Source organism: Pseudanabaena sp. SR411 (genome assembly GCF_002251945.1).
Taxonomy (GTDB): domain Bacteria; phylum Cyanobacteriota; class Cyanobacteriia; order Pseudanabaenales; family Pseudanabaenaceae; genus Pseudanabaena.
Genome location: NZ_NDHW01000179.1, coordinates 1 through 16,044 on the forward strand (window position 1 = coordinate 1; position 16,044 = coordinate 16,044).

Annotated in this window: 14 protein-coding genes and 2 pseudogenes; 10 read left to right on the plus strand and 6 right to left on the minus strand. The window is 43.0% G+C overall.

Annotated elements, in window-relative coordinates; all coding sequences use genetic code 11:
- Positions 1–182: 182 nt before the first annotated feature.
- Together B9G53_RS18545 and B9G53_RS18550 are read right to left on the minus strand one after the other, a co-directional pair.
- Complete coding sequence (locus B9G53_RS18545; RefSeq protein ID WP_254923718.1) at positions 183–962, minus strand: DUF4157 domain-containing protein; 780 nt, start codon at positions 960–962, stop codon at positions 183–185.
- Positions 963–1,236: 274 nt separating this feature from the next.
- Positions 1,237–1,875, minus strand: a complete 639-nt coding sequence (locus tag B9G53_RS18550) for an NADPH-dependent F420 reductase (protein WP_094534959.1) — start codon at positions 1,873–1,875, stop codon at positions 1,237–1,239.
- Between the two features lie 373 nt (positions 1,876–2,248).
- On the opposite strand from B9G53_RS18550, the gene B9G53_RS18555 reads away from it, so the two are divergent.
- The gene (locus B9G53_RS18555; RefSeq protein WP_094534960.1) at positions 2,249–3,595 is read left to right on the plus strand and encodes a nicotinate phosphoribosyltransferase; all 1,347 of its coding nucleotides are present in this window, start codon (positions 2,249–2,251) and stop codon (positions 3,593–3,595) included.
- Between the two features lie 588 nt (positions 3,596–4,183).
- Here B9G53_RS18555 and B9G53_RS18565 read toward each other — a convergent pair.
- Positions 4,184–6,661: a dynamin family protein gene (locus tag B9G53_RS18565; protein ID WP_094534962.1), complete on the minus strand. Its 2,478-nt coding sequence runs from the start codon at positions 6,659–6,661 to the stop codon at positions 4,184–4,186.
- A gap of 321 nt (positions 6,662–6,982) precedes the next feature.
- On the opposite strand from B9G53_RS18565, the pseudogene B9G53_RS29140 reads away from it, so the two are divergent.
- A pseudogene (locus tag B9G53_RS29140) lies at positions 6,983–7,126 on the plus strand (transposase); the annotation flags it as partial.
- A 9-nt stretch (positions 7,127–7,135) separates the two neighbouring features.
- Positions 7,136–7,525, plus strand: a pseudogene (locus tag B9G53_RS27540) (IS5/IS1182 family transposase); the annotation flags it as partial.
- 53 nt (positions 7,526–7,578) lie between these two features.
- Here the strand turns inward: B9G53_RS27540 and B9G53_RS28625 are convergent.
- Positions 7,579–7,902 carry a hypothetical protein gene (locus tag B9G53_RS28625; protein WP_094534963.1) on the minus strand — a complete coding sequence of 108 codons (324 nt, stop codon included), beginning with the start codon at positions 7,900–7,902 and terminating at the stop codon, positions 7,579–7,581.
- Between the two features lie 361 nt (positions 7,903–8,263).
- Between B9G53_RS28625 and B9G53_RS18585 the strand changes: the two genes are divergently transcribed.
- The 7 genes from B9G53_RS18585 (at position 8,264) to B9G53_RS18615 (ending at position 13,492) form a co-directional block, all read left to right on the plus strand.
- Positions 8,264–8,587: a hypothetical protein gene (locus B9G53_RS18585; RefSeq protein WP_141211821.1), complete on the plus strand. Its 324-nt coding sequence runs from the start codon at positions 8,264–8,266 to the stop codon at positions 8,585–8,587.
- 181 nt (positions 8,588–8,768) lie between these two features.
- A complete protein-coding gene (locus B9G53_RS18590) occupies positions 8,769–9,029 on the plus strand; it encodes a hypothetical protein (protein WP_094534965.1) in 261 nt (86 codons plus the stop codon).
- A gap of 13 nt (positions 9,030–9,042) precedes the next feature.
- Entirely contained in the window at positions 9,043–9,630 is a 588-nt protein-coding gene (locus tag B9G53_RS18595; protein WP_176453272.1) for a nicotinate-nucleotide adenylyltransferase, read from the plus strand.
- Positions 9,606–10,337 (plus strand): NUDIX domain-containing protein, encoded by a 732-nt coding sequence (locus B9G53_RS18600; RefSeq protein ID WP_094534967.1) that lies wholly within the window; start codon positions 9,606–9,608, stop codon positions 10,335–10,337. The genes B9G53_RS18595 and B9G53_RS18600 overlap by 25 nt, the downstream gene beginning before the upstream one ends.
- 197 nt (positions 10,338–10,534) lie before the next feature.
- On the plus strand, positions 10,535–11,272 hold the full coding sequence (locus B9G53_RS18605; RefSeq protein WP_094534968.1) for a phosphoadenylyl-sulfate reductase: 738 nt from the start codon (positions 10,535–10,537) through the stop codon (positions 11,270–11,272).
- A 70-nt stretch (positions 11,273–11,342) separates the two neighbouring features.
- A complete protein-coding gene (locus B9G53_RS18610) occupies positions 11,343–12,218 on the plus strand; it encodes an alpha/beta fold hydrolase (protein ID WP_254923719.1) in 876 nt (291 codons plus the stop codon).
- Positions 12,219–12,478: 260 nt separating this feature from the next.
- Positions 12,479–13,492 (plus strand): hypothetical protein, encoded by a 1,014-nt coding sequence (locus B9G53_RS18615; RefSeq protein ID WP_094534969.1) that lies wholly within the window; start codon positions 12,479–12,481, stop codon positions 13,490–13,492.
- A gap of 29 nt (positions 13,493–13,521) precedes the next feature.
- Here the strand turns inward: B9G53_RS18615 and B9G53_RS18620 are convergent, their stop codons facing one another.
- Together B9G53_RS18620 and plsX are read right to left on the minus strand one after the other, a co-directional pair.
- Entirely contained in the window at positions 13,522–14,505 is a 984-nt protein-coding gene (locus B9G53_RS18620) for a beta-ketoacyl-ACP synthase III (protein WP_094534970.1), read from the minus strand.
- Positions 14,506–14,760: 255 nt separating this feature from the next.
- Entirely contained in the window at positions 14,761–15,804 is a 1,044-nt protein-coding gene (gene plsX, locus B9G53_RS18625) for a phosphate acyltransferase PlsX (protein WP_094534988.1), read from the minus strand.
- Between the last annotated feature and the right edge of the window lie 240 nt (positions 15,805–16,044).

Here is a 16,044-nt window from a genome sequence, read left to right on the forward strand (position 1 = left end):
AGTTTTAGACTGACTTGCTTCCGACTATATCCTTCATAAAGTAATTTGATTGCTTCCAATCGATGCCTTAGGTACTCTTGTTGATGTCGATTGAACTGCTTCTGCCAATCTTTGAGATCTAACGGCTTGTTCAGAAGCGCTTCGTTTTGGTTCATTTTTTTACTGTCTTTTTATTTCATATTTTACCATGCCTTACAGCGGGAAGGGAGTAGGGCTTGTGTTCCCTTTTGCTGCACGACATGAGTCAACTCATGAGCTATCAATTCTTGCCCACCACGACTGGTCGGGTTATATTGCCCCTGCCGAAAAAACACATCTTGTCCAGTCGTAAAAGCTTTAGCCTGAATTGATTTGCTTAATTGATCAGATTGTGAATCTGTATGTACCTTTACTCCGCTAAAATCCGCCCCCATCGCCAGCCCCATCTTTGCTTGTAGATTTGGCTCTAGAGACTGACCGCGACCCCGCGCACTTTGAATTGATGATTCTAAATCTGTTGATGCTTCTCCATCGTCTAAATTTTCCCGTCTTTGCACCAAGAATTTGGCTTGCAGTTGGTCTTCTGCTTTTGGGAGCGATCGCCTTTGAGCAGAGTTATCCTGTGGAGATGCATTAATTTGTTGCACCACCTGAGCCGCTGTACGATCAGCTTCCTGTTCATACTTGTCATTCGGTTCACCGATATTCAACTTAGCTTGGATCGCCATACGTTGAGAGGCGATCGCCTTCAAGCGGTTCATTGGTTTTTCTTGGATTAACGTACCAGACGATTCAGTGTCACGCTGATTGATTATTTTTTCTAGAAAGTTCTCAGAGTATCCAGATGGTCTAACTAGAGTATCTTTTTTATCCAAATTCGTTTGAAGTGGCGCAAAGTCCCTAGTTTGTAAAAATGAAACTTTGGGTTTGACCGAAGCCTTGGATTGGGAAGGCTTTTTTTCGTAATCGTAAGTATGCTTCATATCATTAACCCCCTTAAATTTACCTACTCAGACACAGGTTGTATCTGAGTATTGATCTGTCGCTAAATGTACTACTACATAAAAATCAAGAATTGATGGATGGCACTTCGCGCCATCCATCAATTCTTGATTTTGTCCTAAAACAAGTGGCGATATCTACGTATCATCGCATAATCAAAAAAAATTAGCGACAAATTTGATTGTTTATCGCCTCGTCTTGCGGATTCGTTTACATAGCAACGATATCCAACAGTTGACTGAAATCACGATCGCGCTAACGCTGTAACATTGCCCAAACAAAACCTGAGCCTTTACCTTGAACTCTTGCCATCTGAATCCATAGCAAAGTCATATGTTCTAGATGCAAGCTCATGGATAATTTACCTGTATCCACTGGTTCCCATCCCAATTGCAAACAGAGAGAACTTACCGTCTCTTTAGCGGATTGATCATTACCAGCAATCAGCATCGCTGGTTTGAGATCCCCATAGCCTGCATAGGTACTATCTTCAAAGTTCTCAAAACCGTAGATCGTGAAAGCCTTGACCACATGAGCATTAGGCACGAATTCTTGAACGATTTCACTTCCAGAGGTTTGACTTTGCAGACCATGCGATAAATTTGCGCCAACGGGATTAGTACAATCCACTAAAATTTTGCCATCCAGCAATGATTTCACAGGAGCAAGCGCAGTCTCGATCGAATTAAAAGGAGTCGCTAAAAACACAATTTCTGCTTCTTGGACAGCTTCCAAAGGCGATTTGACTATTAAAGCGGAATTGCGACTAGTGGCTTCTAGAACTGACTTAGATTGAGGATCGCGGGCGGCGATGAAGACTTGATGACCGAGTTTTTGTAAGCGATCGGCTAGGGGTGCGCCGACATTACCAGTGCCAATAAATGCGATGTTCATGGTCTTACATAAAGTTATTGTCGCTATTCATAAAATATTCTCGCAGAAAATAACAACCAATATTTAAATTTAAAACCACTATAATTATTACGGATTTCAAATAACTGCTTTTACTCATAAGTAGCTTGTCTATAGCAATGTAAGTTTTGCTTAGAACATAAAACCCAAAAGATGATTAGCGGCACTTCGCGCCGCTAATCATCTTTTGGGTCTAGCTATCTCTTGCGTTGCTATATACTCAAAAATCTTGATTATATGGATAAAAGTAATTTCTACAAGCATGATTTAGATCCTATCAAACAAAAAATATACTTGCAATTTTGGTAAAAAACACTATAATAGAAATATACCAGCCTCTACCCCCACTAAAGTCATGAGCGCGATAACTGTCAATCCTGCTGTGAGCCTGAAATCCAATACGCTAAATATTGCGACAGATGAATATGGACTGCTCAACGATCTTTATCAACTGACAATGGGTGCTTGTTATGTACGCGAAGGTTGCGATCGCAAGCGGGCTAGTTTTGAGTTATTCGTGCGTCGCCTTCCCGAAGGATTTGGTTACCTAATTGCAATGGGTATCACCCAAGCCGTGGAATACTTGCAAAATCTTCATTTCACCTCCGAGCAAATTTCTGCTTTGCAAGCAACAGGAATATTTGCCAATGCTGATCGCCGCTTTTGGGAATTATTACAAAACTTCCGTTTTGAAGGCGATCTGTGGGCGGTAACCGAGGGAACGGCGATGTTTGCCAATGAGCCTTTTTTAAGAATCGAAGCTCCTCTCTGGCAAGCGCAACTGGTTGAGACTTATCTCTTAAACACGATTAACTACCAAACCTTGATTGCCACCAGAGCCGCCAGAATGCGCGATGTTGCAGGCGATCGCATTACGCTTTTAGAATTTGGTACAAGACGTGCTTTCAGTCCTCAAGCTTCACTCTGGGCGGCAAGGGCAGCTTTAGCGGCAGGAATGGATGCTACTTCTAATGTTTTGGCGGCTCTCAAACTTGGCAGACAACCAAGCGGCACAATGGCTCATGCATTGGTCATGGCGCTTAATGCGACAGAAGGAAGTGAAGCACAAGCCTTTAGTGCTTTCCATCAGGTTTTCCCTAATAGTCCTCTATTAATCGACACCTTCGACACGATCGCTGCTGCCCGTAATCTTGCCGAGAAAGTCAAATCTGGCGAGATGCAAGTAAAAGGAGTTCGCATTGATTCTGGTGATATTGCCGCAGTTTCTAAAGAAGTAAAATCACTACTTCCCGATGCTGCTATCTTCGCTAGTGGCGATATTGACGAAGCCGAAATTCTTCGACTCAAATCATTAGACGCTCCCATTGATGGCTATGGCATTGGCACAAAACTAGTCACAGGTGCGCCCGTAAATGGAGTTTATAAATTAGTCGAAATTGATAATATTCCTGTTTCCAAAAAATCAAGCGGCAAGCAATCGCTCGCAGGTCGTAAACAAATCTGGCGTAGTTTTGAGAATGGAATTGTGAAGGGTGATCGCCTCACCCATATTTCTGAACTTCCTCAACCAAACGAGCAGCCACTTCTAGAATGCATCATGCACAATGGCGAGTTGTTGAAGTCTTTGGATGATTTAGATGCGATCGCAAAACGCACTCGTATTTCTGTGCAATCTTTGCCTCAAGCAGTTCGCAATATTACTGAACCAGCGACAATTCCTGTCTTAGTCGATATGAAATAAAGACAAATTATTCTGCAACCCACATTCCGCTCTTATTTTACTGAAAAAAATATTTAGAAAGCAAATCCTTATACAGCAAGTATTTTGGGCTTTAATCCCAAAAGAATCACTATTTTAACAATTTAAATAATGATTCACTAATAGGAATTACTATCATTAATTTCTCAGGAAATCGCTGAAACCCTCATTGTCTCGTTGTAAATATTTTTAGGCTTCCATTACGAGCGGAATGTGGGCTGCAAAGATTTCAGCCAAAATATCAAGAGTTTCCCTTTGCTTATCTTGGCTAATTTGATCAATCTTTTTCACCAATCGAGACTTACACCAAAACACAAAATGGCTTAGCCATTTTGTGTTTTTAAAACCCTTAGAGCGTGTTTGATACACGCAGTTTTTAGCTAAAACCAATGTTTTATCCCCCCCTAAATCCACCAATTCTGGGGACTTGAATCTGGTTCCCCCCCAATTCTGGGGGGCTAGTGGGCTAAAGCAAAACTTCTCAAACACGCTCTTACTGGATTTGTTTTTTTAATTTCCAAAAGTGTGACGACACTTTTGGAAATTGGTATTATTTTAGATTTTCGTTTATTATGCTTCTGTGTCTTCCACTTCATCAACGACAGAAGACTCTGTATCAATTGTCTCAGCGATCACTGTTGTAACCAACAAGTCAGACTCACTGATAATTGGCAACTTCTTACGAGTCAATTGCATTGCTTCTAAACACTGATTAATATTTGAAACTGCGGCATTATAGGCATCAATATTTTGTTTTACCTCACCTTGTAAACGGCGATTATTATCAACCTTGGATTGAGCTTCTTTCTCAAGAGTTTGAGCGAGATACTCACGGGCGCGATCGTATTGCTGCAAAATTTTATCTGCTTGCTTATCCGCACCACCGAGTAAATGAGTATTTAGAGTTTGATTAATTGTCTGACGGAAAGTGCGAATTACCGTGTCTTTGACTTTGTACTCAAAATCGAGCTTGAGCAGTTGACGGATAGCGGGTTCAGACTCGATAATACTCTGATAGTCGTAACCGCGACAGGCTTGCTGTAAGGTTTGTTGCAATTGCCAAAAGCCTACAGTCCCATCTGCATAGAAAGTTGGACGTTCACGCACATAGCGATCGCATTCAGTTTTAGCTTCATTGACCAAAGCCTCAGATGCTTTGACCATCACACTTTGGAGATAACTCTCTGTCTCGCCATCATTGCCGAGCAAGCGATAGAGTTCGCGATAATAGTCAGCTTTTTTAATCTGTTCAATCATGTTTTGGAAGAAATTAGCAATGAGTTCTCTAGAGCATTCCACCAACACGTCCTCTAGCTCATTTGCCAAGAAATAGAAGCCCTCAGTTAAAATTCCCATCACAGGAACTACAGAGTTACGACGATGGCTAGCTTGAGCGCGTTGATGCACCATGGCAACTGAGAAACTGACAATCAGTTCATCCAAACGCCTGACCATCTTGGTTTTTAGCTTCAGATAATCTGCCTCTAAAAGTTCATTGCGATCGCTAGCAACTGAAACATTTACTTCTTGAGCAATATGCTCACGTAGGCGATCGCCAATTTGTTTCAAGTCTTGACTGAGTTTCTGCAATTCTTGGGACTTGATCGCTTCAATATCGCGAGGTTGACTTTCCAGCTTTAGCCATGCTTCGAGATAGGACTGGCGCAGGGCAATACAAATCGGTTGCAAATCATCAGCAAGATCGGCAAACAGCAATGGGCGCTTCTCAGTGGTCAAATAGCGTGTAATCGCGGTGCGAAACTCTTCGATGCCGCTATCCTTAATCAGTTGCTCGATTAGTCCTGTTCCCGAATGACTGAGCAAGCGTACATACTTCTCATTCTTAACATTGGTTTCCAAAACGCTGTAGGGAATTGGAAACTTAGTAATGTCCAGTTTGCCAGAAACTAAACAATAGCTGTTAAATTCATTGACAAATTGTGGTGTGCCTTCTTCGCCGCCTACTGACTTAACGCTTTCAGCAAATAATGAGTCCAAACCAAAGCGATCGCTAATACTTGTGTTTTTGAGTTGACTGCCATAGAAACCCAGCAATCCACTAGTTTTATAGATTTTTGAACTATTGCGAAATTGGCTCGAAATCGTGTGATTGAGGCGATCGCGCAATTGATCGTTCGTCCAAGTCTCATCAATGCGATTGAATACATAGAAAACTCGATCGCGAATTCCTGCATTACCCTGCATTTTTTCGCTCAGTTCTGTTTCTTCAGAAGTCATTTCCCCAGTAGCTGCGGTCTTGAGCACAAATACTACTGCCGAAGTATCAGGATGCTCAATTTTATCAAAAGTTAAAGCCGCATCTTTCTTAACAGGTGCATCGATCCCAGGGGTGTCGATAATCACATTGCCATCTTGTAAAAGGGGATGATTGCAATAATATTCCACTCGTTTGAGAACTGCACTATTGGCTCCTCGCCTTGCATAGTCAGCGGCTTTTTTGAGATTGTCAAAACCAAACTGTTCCATTGAGTAGGTCGCATTGGCTGTCGAACTAATGCGATCGCGATTATTTGTAAATCCTTCGAGCAATAGGTTTAGTGCATCAGCATCCTTGGCACGTTTGGATTTGCTCTTACCACCTTCTTGCTCAATTACACTAAGAGCTAAAGTTTGTAACTGTTTGAGTGCTTCAGGTTGATTAATATTCATCGGTGCAACCTGTCCAATTAGTTGAGACAGCGCTTGTACTTGTTCACGGACTTCCACTTCACTCAAGAAAGTTAATACAACCCGTTCTTCCCCAGTTTTCGCAAAGGCAATTTTGCATTCCGTCCCCGTAGCATGTCCTTCAGCACTGTAGAGCAATTCCCTCTCTAACAGTGCATTAATCAACATTGATTTACCCGCGCTAAAAGCCCCCGCAAATACAATCTCAAAGGTTGGTGCGATCGCTTTTCTAAGCGAAGCCTGAACAATGCTGCCATCCTGCTGCGATCGCAAATTTGGCTCCTGTTGCAAAAGTTGTAAGATCGCTTCAACCTGTGCTTGTAAGTCTTGACATTGTGGAAAAAGAGTGAGGAGTGTCATGCAAGCAGATCCTTGATTTAAGAAAATTTAATGCTCTAACCTGAATATATCATTTATATACCCGTCAAATTACCGTAATTTACACCAAAACACGAAATGGCTACACCATTTTGTGTTTTTTACCATTACTGGGCTTAGTTTTTAATTCACAAAAGTCCCTCATACTTTTGTGAATTGGTGTTAGAGAGTATTTATAGAACGCATTTGGTATCTTAGGAAGAGTAAGAAAAGGGGGCAAAAATGGAATATAGCAGCAGACTAAGTGATAAAGAGTGGGAGATTATCGAACCTCTGTAGCCGAGAAAAAAGAAAACTTGTCCGCCAAAATGGACAAAACGTCAAATATTAGATGGCATACTTTATCAACTCAAGCAAGGATGTAATTGGGCAGACTTACCCAAGGATTTACCCCCATACTTCACAGTGTATTGGCATTACAAGCAATGGCGAGAGTCAGGGGTACTAAGGGAAATCATGACCGCATTACACGAACAGGTGAGAGGAAAAGCCGAAAAAAAGCCTAAGTGGACAACCTTAATCATCGTCGATTCACAAGTCACTAAAAACACCTGTAATGCAAGCATAGATTCCAAATGTATCTGTTCCTACAAAGCCACAAATGGGATCAAGAAAAACCTCGGTGTGGATTCTCTCGGTTTGTCATTCCTTACGCTTTGCACTAAGGCAAGTCTGTCCGATGACAAGGCTTTGATTGAAATGTTTGCTCAAAACATTGATTACTTTAAATCCAAACCCGTGAACATTCCCAAGATAACTGTCATGGTTGATCATGACTATCATCCTGACAAACTAATCCCTGCTTTAGAAGAGATTTATCCGCAGATTATGACCAAGATCAGGTTTAGAGCGTGTTTGAGAAGTTAATATACATGCAGTTTTTAGCTAAAGCCAATGTTTTAGCCCCCTAAATCCCCCAATTCTGGGGGACTTGAATCTGGTTCCCCCCAGAATTGGGGGGCTAGGGGGGCTAAAGCAAAACTTCTCAAACACGCTCTTAAGGTTGCACCGAAAATGTCTAAGTTGGAGAAGAAGACTTTGGGCATATCTGGTTTTGTCGTCATTTCTATGCGTTGGATTGTGGAACGTTCCAATGCTTGGATGGATCGTTGTAAAAGTCTGGTCAAAAACTTAGCGATACCGACTACGCCGAAATCAGACAACGCGCTGAACTTGCAGGTATAACCATCACCGAATGGGCGATCGCTTCCCTCAAAGAACATAATCAACTAATCAAACCCAAATTACAAAACGAAGCTGAAAAACAAGCAGCACGCCAAAGGTTTCGCCGTCATGCTGGGTCAATCAATCTAGGTTATGCAACAGGTGCAGATAATGAAAGTATTAACGCTGACCTCGCCGAAGCTTGTGCAGTTTGCCTAAGCTTTGGCTAAGGTTGCACCAAAATACTGGAGTAATCACTGGGAATCTTTTGGGCTAAGTCAGTTAAAAATATCGAGTCAGAGTTTTTTGAATCCATATAAGCTACTGTATCGAACGTAATTCTACCTTCAAAATGCTTTAATATCCGATAAGGTTAAATTAATAATAAAGGAAAGCAATAAAATGTGGGACTTGTTTAACGTGGCTGCTCGTGGATTATTAAATGATGTCACAGAATGCGAGACCACTTCTAAATATTGTTCGTTGACCATAGAAAAAGCTATCGAAATATTAGACAATGTATCAGATATGACTCCTAGCCGAACAAGTCTATTCAAACATTCTTCACTGAAGTTCTCACTGCAAGATGGAAGTCAACTGAGGACTTGGACAAGTAGAGGCGTTGGAGGAGATCATGTTTTTCTTGCTGATCCTGACGGCGAAATGATATATGGTGGTTTTGTATGGCGTTATGCTGATGAACTGAAAAGCGAAATCAGCCGCATTAAAAGAGAACTTACATAAATTATAGATTAGGACTTACTCAAGATGACGAGATTTAGGGACAATTCATGAATTGCTCCTACCTAAAAAAAATGAAATCTTGTAGGAGCCTTGCCCCGTGCCAGCCACAGACTTACGCCATTGCAGGAACTCCTTCCACGTAATATCAGTTAGAATTCAAAATCAATAAAAAACATCTGCCATGAGTGAAAGACTAGATCGAATTGAAGCAGACCTTGAAAAGACTCAATCAATTGCCAACTCCAATGCAAGAGCAATTGAGGCTATGTTGCAGCAAATGGTTATGGATCAAGAAGAAAGAAATGCAGTTTTAGAAGTAATAGCCAAACAGCAAAAGCAACTAGATCGTCATCAACGTATTCTTAAGGGATTACAAACTGAAAATCGTCGTATTTTAGACTTACTGATTAATAATCAGACTGAAATGGATGATGAAGAATAGAGTTGGAAAATTAATGAACATCGCTCTTTTTGGAACTAGCGCCGATCCGCCGAGCATTGGACATCAACAGATCTTGCAATGGTTGGATAATCATTACGATCGCGTATTAGTTTGGGTATCCGATAACCCATTCAAAACTCATCAAGCAAGCCTCAGCGATCGCCTTACCATGATGGCGCTAACCATCGCCGCGATCCAACCACCTGCTCAAACGATTGGCTTGCATCCCGAACTGAGTGATCCGCGCACGATTAACACTGTCGAGAAAGCCAAAGAACTTTTGCCCCATGCAAATTTTACCCTTGTTATCGGCGGCGACCTTGTAACCCAACTGCCCACATGGTATCGCGCCCCAGATTTGTTACATCAAGTCAAACTGCTAGTCGTTCCCCGTCAAGGTGTGACCATTGCAGAGTCGGATATCGAGCGACTTGTGAATATGGGTACTGAAGTTGCGATCGCCCCTGAATCCACCTCAATACCTAACGTTTCTTCGTCAGACTATCGCAACAATGGCAACAGTTCAGTCATAATACCCACAGTCGCAGCATATATCCAACGAGAGTCGCTTTACGCATGGCCGAAAAGTCCCGCCCCATAGCCCCCAAACCCTTAGCAGATTTTAAGGTCGGTGTTGACAACGTGATTTTTTCCGTAGATACCGAGCAGAATCGTCTATTGGTGCTACTGGTGATGCGCCAACATGAACCATACCGCGATCGCTGGTGCTTACCAGGGACTCTCGTGCGTCAAGGTGAATCTCTCGAAGAATCGGCCTATCGCATCCTCTCCGAAAAAATTCGCGCTAAAAATCTTTATCTCGAACAACTCTTCACCTTTGGCGATATTGGACGCGATCCTCGTGAAGCTCCTGATAGCTATGCAGTGCGTTATCTATCCGTTAGTTATTTTGCTTTAGTTCCATTTTCTCAAGCGGAACTAATTGCCGATGGAGTCAGTGGAATTGCATGGTATCCCGTTAAGCAGGTTCCCGAACTCGCCTTTGATCACAATCGCATTCTCGAATACGGACATCGCCGCCTTCGTAACAAGCTTGAATACAGTCCTGTCGCCTTTGATGTCTTGCCCGAAGCCTTTACGCTCAGCGATCTCTATCAACTCTATACAACTGTGCTTGGAGAAAATTTTTCTGACTATTCTAACTTTCGTACTCGCTTACTCAAGCTAGGATTTCTCAGCGATACTGGTATCAAAACCTCAAGGGGTGCAGGTCGTCCCGCCAGTCTCTACCGCTTTGATGCGGAAGCTTTTGCGCCATTTAAGAATAAGCCAATGGTTTTTATTTAAACTACAGCAAGGATTTGCGGTTTTCATTTTGCCTTAGGTAAAATGAAAACCACTATAGTAAAATTATGGTTAGGACTTACGCTAAAGGACTAAATGTAAAGGCAATGCATGAATTGCCTTTACCGTGAAATGAGACTTTCAAAGCGTTTTGCGTAAGTTCTAATATTTTTTAAGTCAGCGCATTCACCAAGTAACTAATGACCTTACAAACAGACATTGACAGCGCCGCCGCTCAACTCAAGGGCAAAACCCCTCAAGAAGTACTCACATGGGCGCTCGGTAACTATGAAAAGATCTCACTAGCTTCGAGCTTTGGAGCCGAAGATGTCGCCTTGATCGATATGATCGCCAAAATCAAGCCCGATGCCGATGTGTTCACCCTTGATACAGGTCGATTGAATGCTGAAACCTATGAAGTAATTGCCAAAGTCCAACAAAAATATCCTCAACTCCAATTGCGAATCATGTTTCCACAGGCTGAAGACGTGGAGAAGATGGTTAGTGCTAAGGGAATTAATCTGTTTTATGACAGCGTAGAAAATCGCAAGCAATGTTGTTACATTCGCAAGGTAGAGCCTCTTGGTCGTGCGACTAAAGGGCTAGATGCTTGGATTACAGGGCTACGTCGTGACCAAACCGCTAACCGTTCCACAATGGAGACTGTTGAGCTAGATAGCGATCGCAACATTGCGAAGATCAATCCTTTGATTGATTGGACAAATGATCAAGTTTGGGAATACATTCATGCCAATGAGGTTCCCTATAATGCCCTACATGATCAGAACTTCCCTAGCATTGGTTGTGCGCCTTGTACGAGAGCCGTCCAAGCGGGTGAAGATCTTCGCGCTGGTCGTTGGTGGTGGGAGATGAGTAATCAAGAATGCGGATTGCATGTCACCAGTGACGGTCGTTTGGTTCGTGCAAAAGGCGAATAAATGATAAAGGCTCGCTTTGCGAGCCTTTATCATTTAAGTATTGTTCGCAAAAATATTTAAAGTGATCAACATGGCTAATGGAATGCAATATCGCGACTGGTATTTTCGAGGATGGCGATCGCGTTACGGCTTTTGTCGATCAAGGAATTCTGATCCCAATAAGCCACCAATTTTACTAATTCATGGATTTGGGGCAGCGATCGATCATTGGCGTAGCAATATTCCTGCTTTGGCGGAAAATCATACGGTCTATGCAATTGATTTATTAGGCTTTGGCGGCTCAGAGAAACCACCGACGCGCTATTCGATTCATCTATGGGTAGAGCAGGTTTTTCAGTTTTGGCAGAAGTTTATTAATGTGCCAATGGTGATCATTGGTAACTCAATTGGTTCTCTGGTTGCGGCGATCGCGGCTAGTCATCATCCCGAAATTGCCTCAGGAGTAGTCGTCATCAGCTTGCCTGATATCGATGCTTTTAACGATATGGTTCCGAAAGCATTACAGCCAATTGAACGCACGGTTAAGGCGATCGTTTCTGCATTTCTAGTTAAACCGCTATTCCATTTAGTGCGCCAACCCTTTGCGATTCGTTTAGTGCTGAAGGGAATTGTCTATTGCGATCGCCGTCGGGTGGATGATCAATTGGTAGAAATTATTGCTAAACCTGCGCGCGATCGCCAAGCTGCTGAAGCTTTTCTCCGTCTCAATCGAAGCATTAATCAACCCAATTATTCGCCCAGCTTAACTCAAGCTCTTTCTCAATTACAAGTTCCATTGTTAATTCTATGGGGAAGTTGCGATCGCTTAATTCCACCGTCTGAAGGTAAGCGATTAGTGAAGTATGCGCCTAATGCGACTTTAATGTATTTGGAAGGACTGGGGCATTGCGCCCATGATGATCATCCTGAGCGCGTCAATCATGAAATCTTAACTTGGCTAGCTTGACTCCAAAAGATTAAAGGCGGAGCGAAGCGCTACAGCTAGTCTTTTGGAGTTTAATTTGCAGCACAAAGTGCTGCAAATAGCGATAGTCACAGCGTGAAATCTAAAAATAAAATAAAATAAAATAGCGGTTTGGTAAGTTATAGTTTAAAGTCTTTATAGAATTTTAAGATCATAAAAATAGAAACTTTTTACGATTTTGTCAGTCTTCCGTAAAATCTGAGACATGTGGATTAAATGATCATTGCCAAGGTTTTATTCGGATGTATCAAAAAATCATATCTCAGGCTTATCAATCCATAGATAAACTATGGCAACGAGCAGTCAGCACTCCTTCGGATATCGCCTTATTTATTAGCAATCTTGATGTGATTGAGCAGAGGGTACTGTATCCGCGCTATCAAAGATTTATCCAAGAATATCAACCCTTACTCAATAGACCGACATCTGAAGAGCGAAAAATTGTCCAAGAGCTAGAAAAATATGGAGTTGCGATGGCAACTTTGGATGATTTAGCAATTCCTAATAGCGATCGCTTTTTTCGTGCTGCTGAAAATATCTCGCAAGAACTTCAATCCAATGCCCAAAACCCTTTGTATAGGGGCAAGCACACGCTCAACATTAGTGCAGAGCAGATTATGCGTTATCCAGAGCTATTCTTATGGGGCGCAGATGCCAAGCTGTTACGCATTATTGAGAACTATCTCAAGTTACCCGTTGCCTATGATGGCTTGTCCTACTACTACAGTCTTTCAGATGGCAGAGAATCTGGTCCTCGTAAGTGGCATCGGGACAAAGAAGATTGGCAAATGATCAAAGTCGGCGTTTACATCAATGATGTGAATGAAGATGGTGGTCCCTTTGAATGTGTCACTCCTGACGCAAATGAGTTTCTATGCAGAACCTTGAAAGCTAAATCTATACGCCGTTACAAAACGGCTTTTCATCATGAAATTCAGGAGATGTTACCCGAACATATGCAGGAAAATTGGTATAAAACCTGCACGGGTAAGGCAGGAACGGTAATCTTTGTGGACACGGCACGATACTATCATCGAGGTAAGCCACCTACTAAATTTGATCGATCAGCAATCTTTTTTGGTTATTGTAGTCGTAAGCCCAGACATCCCTTTTTCTGTGGGCGATCGCCGCTCTCTGATGCAGAACTAAGGTATATGGCAAGCCTTTTGCCCGAAGAGGTACAAGACTGCGTGACTTGGCGCGATCGCTTGACAGGGTTAAGCAAATGGATTCCCAAAAATCGCCTGAGAGTATAGCCAAAAGGATTGCTTTGCAATCCTTTTGGCTATCCCCAACGCAAGACTGCTGAACCCCAGCTTAAGCCTGCACCAAAACCTGCGATCGCAATTAAATGATCGGGTTGAATTTTGCCCGCCTGTACCCACTCATCAAGGGCGATCGGGATTGAGGCGGCGGAAGTATTGCCATATTTACCCATATTGCTGACAGCCTTCGCGGGATCGATGCCAAAACGGTTGACTACAGCATCAATAATGCGCTGATTGGCTTGGTGCAGAATTAGCCAATCGAGATCATGAACTTCCAGATGAGCATAGTGCAAGGATTTTTCGATCACTTCAGGAACGCGCCGTACTGCAAACCGATAGACTTCCTGACCATTCATACTGATGGGTTCAAAGGTGCTACGCCCCAAATAATTGATATTGAGTAAATCATTACCCTTGCCATCACTTCGCATCTCGAAACCTAAGAGATGATCTTGGGGCTTACTTTCACTGCTAGCTTGCAAAACGACAGCTCCTGCGCCATCACCAAACAAAATACAAGTGCGACGATCTTGCCAATCGACCCAACGCGAAAGCACATCTGCACCGATCAACAAGACATTTTTATAAACTCCTGTGCGGATATATTGCGAAGCTGTGACTACGCCAAATACAAATCCTGAACATGCAGCCACTAGATCAAAGGCAACGGCTCGTTCGGCTCCCAAGATTTTTTGAACTCTGGCTGCTGTCCCAAACAAGTCGTCACTGGTTGAGGTGGACAAAATAATCAGGTCAATATCTTCAGGTGTCAGTCCTGCGGCAGCGATCGCCTTTCTCCCTGCTTGTGCTGCTAGATTTGCTACCGAATCATTCTCGCCGTCCGCAATGTGACGCTCTCTGATACCTGTACGCGAAGCAATCCACTCGTCAGTGGTATCGACCATCTGCGCGAGATCGTGATTGCTAAGTACGCGATCTGGTACTGCGGAACCGCTTCCGACAAAACGCACTCCGACGAGAAAAGATTCAATATTAGTCATTGGCTGTATTTAGTCTGAATAGCTGAATAAAGGCTGAATAAAAAGTGTTACAGCGCTTTGCGCTGAAGTAATACCAATTCACGAAAGTGTGACAACAATTTTGTGAATTAAAACCCCAATCTAGTAAGGGTTTTCAAAACTTAAAATGGCGTAGCCAGTTTGAGTTTTGGTATAAAACTTCTATTTTCATGGAAATATTCGCTAAGAAAACATTTCCACAAAAATAGAGAAATTTAGCCGATCGCGAAAGGGGCGCTAAGTTGGTGGATCATCAGGCGTGTCGTCTGCAGGGACAGATACCTTGGGCTTGATTTGACCACGAATGCGATCTAGTACGCCATTATCGACAGCATCCTTGGCAACACGGATGGCGTTACGAATACTCACAGCGTTGGAGCTACCATGACTGATCACACAGATACCTGCCACACCGAGCAATAAAGCTCCACCATACTCATCGGCATCAATGCGCTCTTTCACCTTTTTGAGATTAGGTTTCAAGATTAATGCGCCCAGCTTGCCCCGCCAACCTTTAGGCAATTCTTCCTTCAGAATTTGCATGACGGCATTACCCACACCTTCAGCAAATTTGAGGACAATATTGCCTGCAAAACCGTCACAAACAATCACATCAAACTGACCTTTAAGAATGTCACGCCCTTCAGCATTGCCTGCGAAGGTAATTTGGGGATTATCTTGGAGCGCTTGGTGAACGCGAATCGCGAGTTCGTTGCCCTTACAGGCTTCTTCACCGATATTGAGCAAACCAACCTTTGGCTCTTTAATGCCGATCGCATATTGGCTATAGAGCGATCCCATGATGGCAAACTGCTCTAAAAATTTGGGACGACAGTCCACATTTGCTCCGACATCGAGCAGCAGTACGGGTTTATGGGCAACCTGTGTAGGAAATAGTGCGCCGATCGCTGGTCGATCTACACCTGACAAACGTCCTAAACGCAAGAGAGCCGCTGCCATAGCTGCCCCAGAATGTCCTGCCGAAACTACAGCGTCAGCTTGCTTGCGCTTAACTAAGTTCATGGCAACGGCGATCGAGGAGTTGGGCTTGCGGCGCAATCCTTCTAGAGGTTCATCATCCATTTCGATGATCCCTTCTGACGGCACGATCTCAAGGTGATCGCTTTCTTGATAGTTATGTTGCTTGAGGTAATTAGCGAGAATGTCGCGATCTCCCACTAGCGCGATATCTACACCCAATTGGGCTTGAGCTAATATTGCTCCTTCGATTATTTCGCGTGGGGCAAAGTCCCCACCCATCGCATCTACTGCAATTCTCACGTTTTGCGATCCTGTCTGCGTTTTCTGACTAAAACTGTAAAGAATTTTATTAAACCTTGCAAAAATTTTAACAGTTTGAGTAACCTCAGCCATCAGCAATCTCAAGCAAGCCGTAAGAGATTTTTTAAAAGTGTTGCTTTGCAACACTTTTAAAAAATCTCTTACGGCTTGCTTTTGGGTGTTAAAACCCAAGAATTGGTGGTGCGGCGCGAAGCGCCGCACCACCAATTCTTGGGTTTT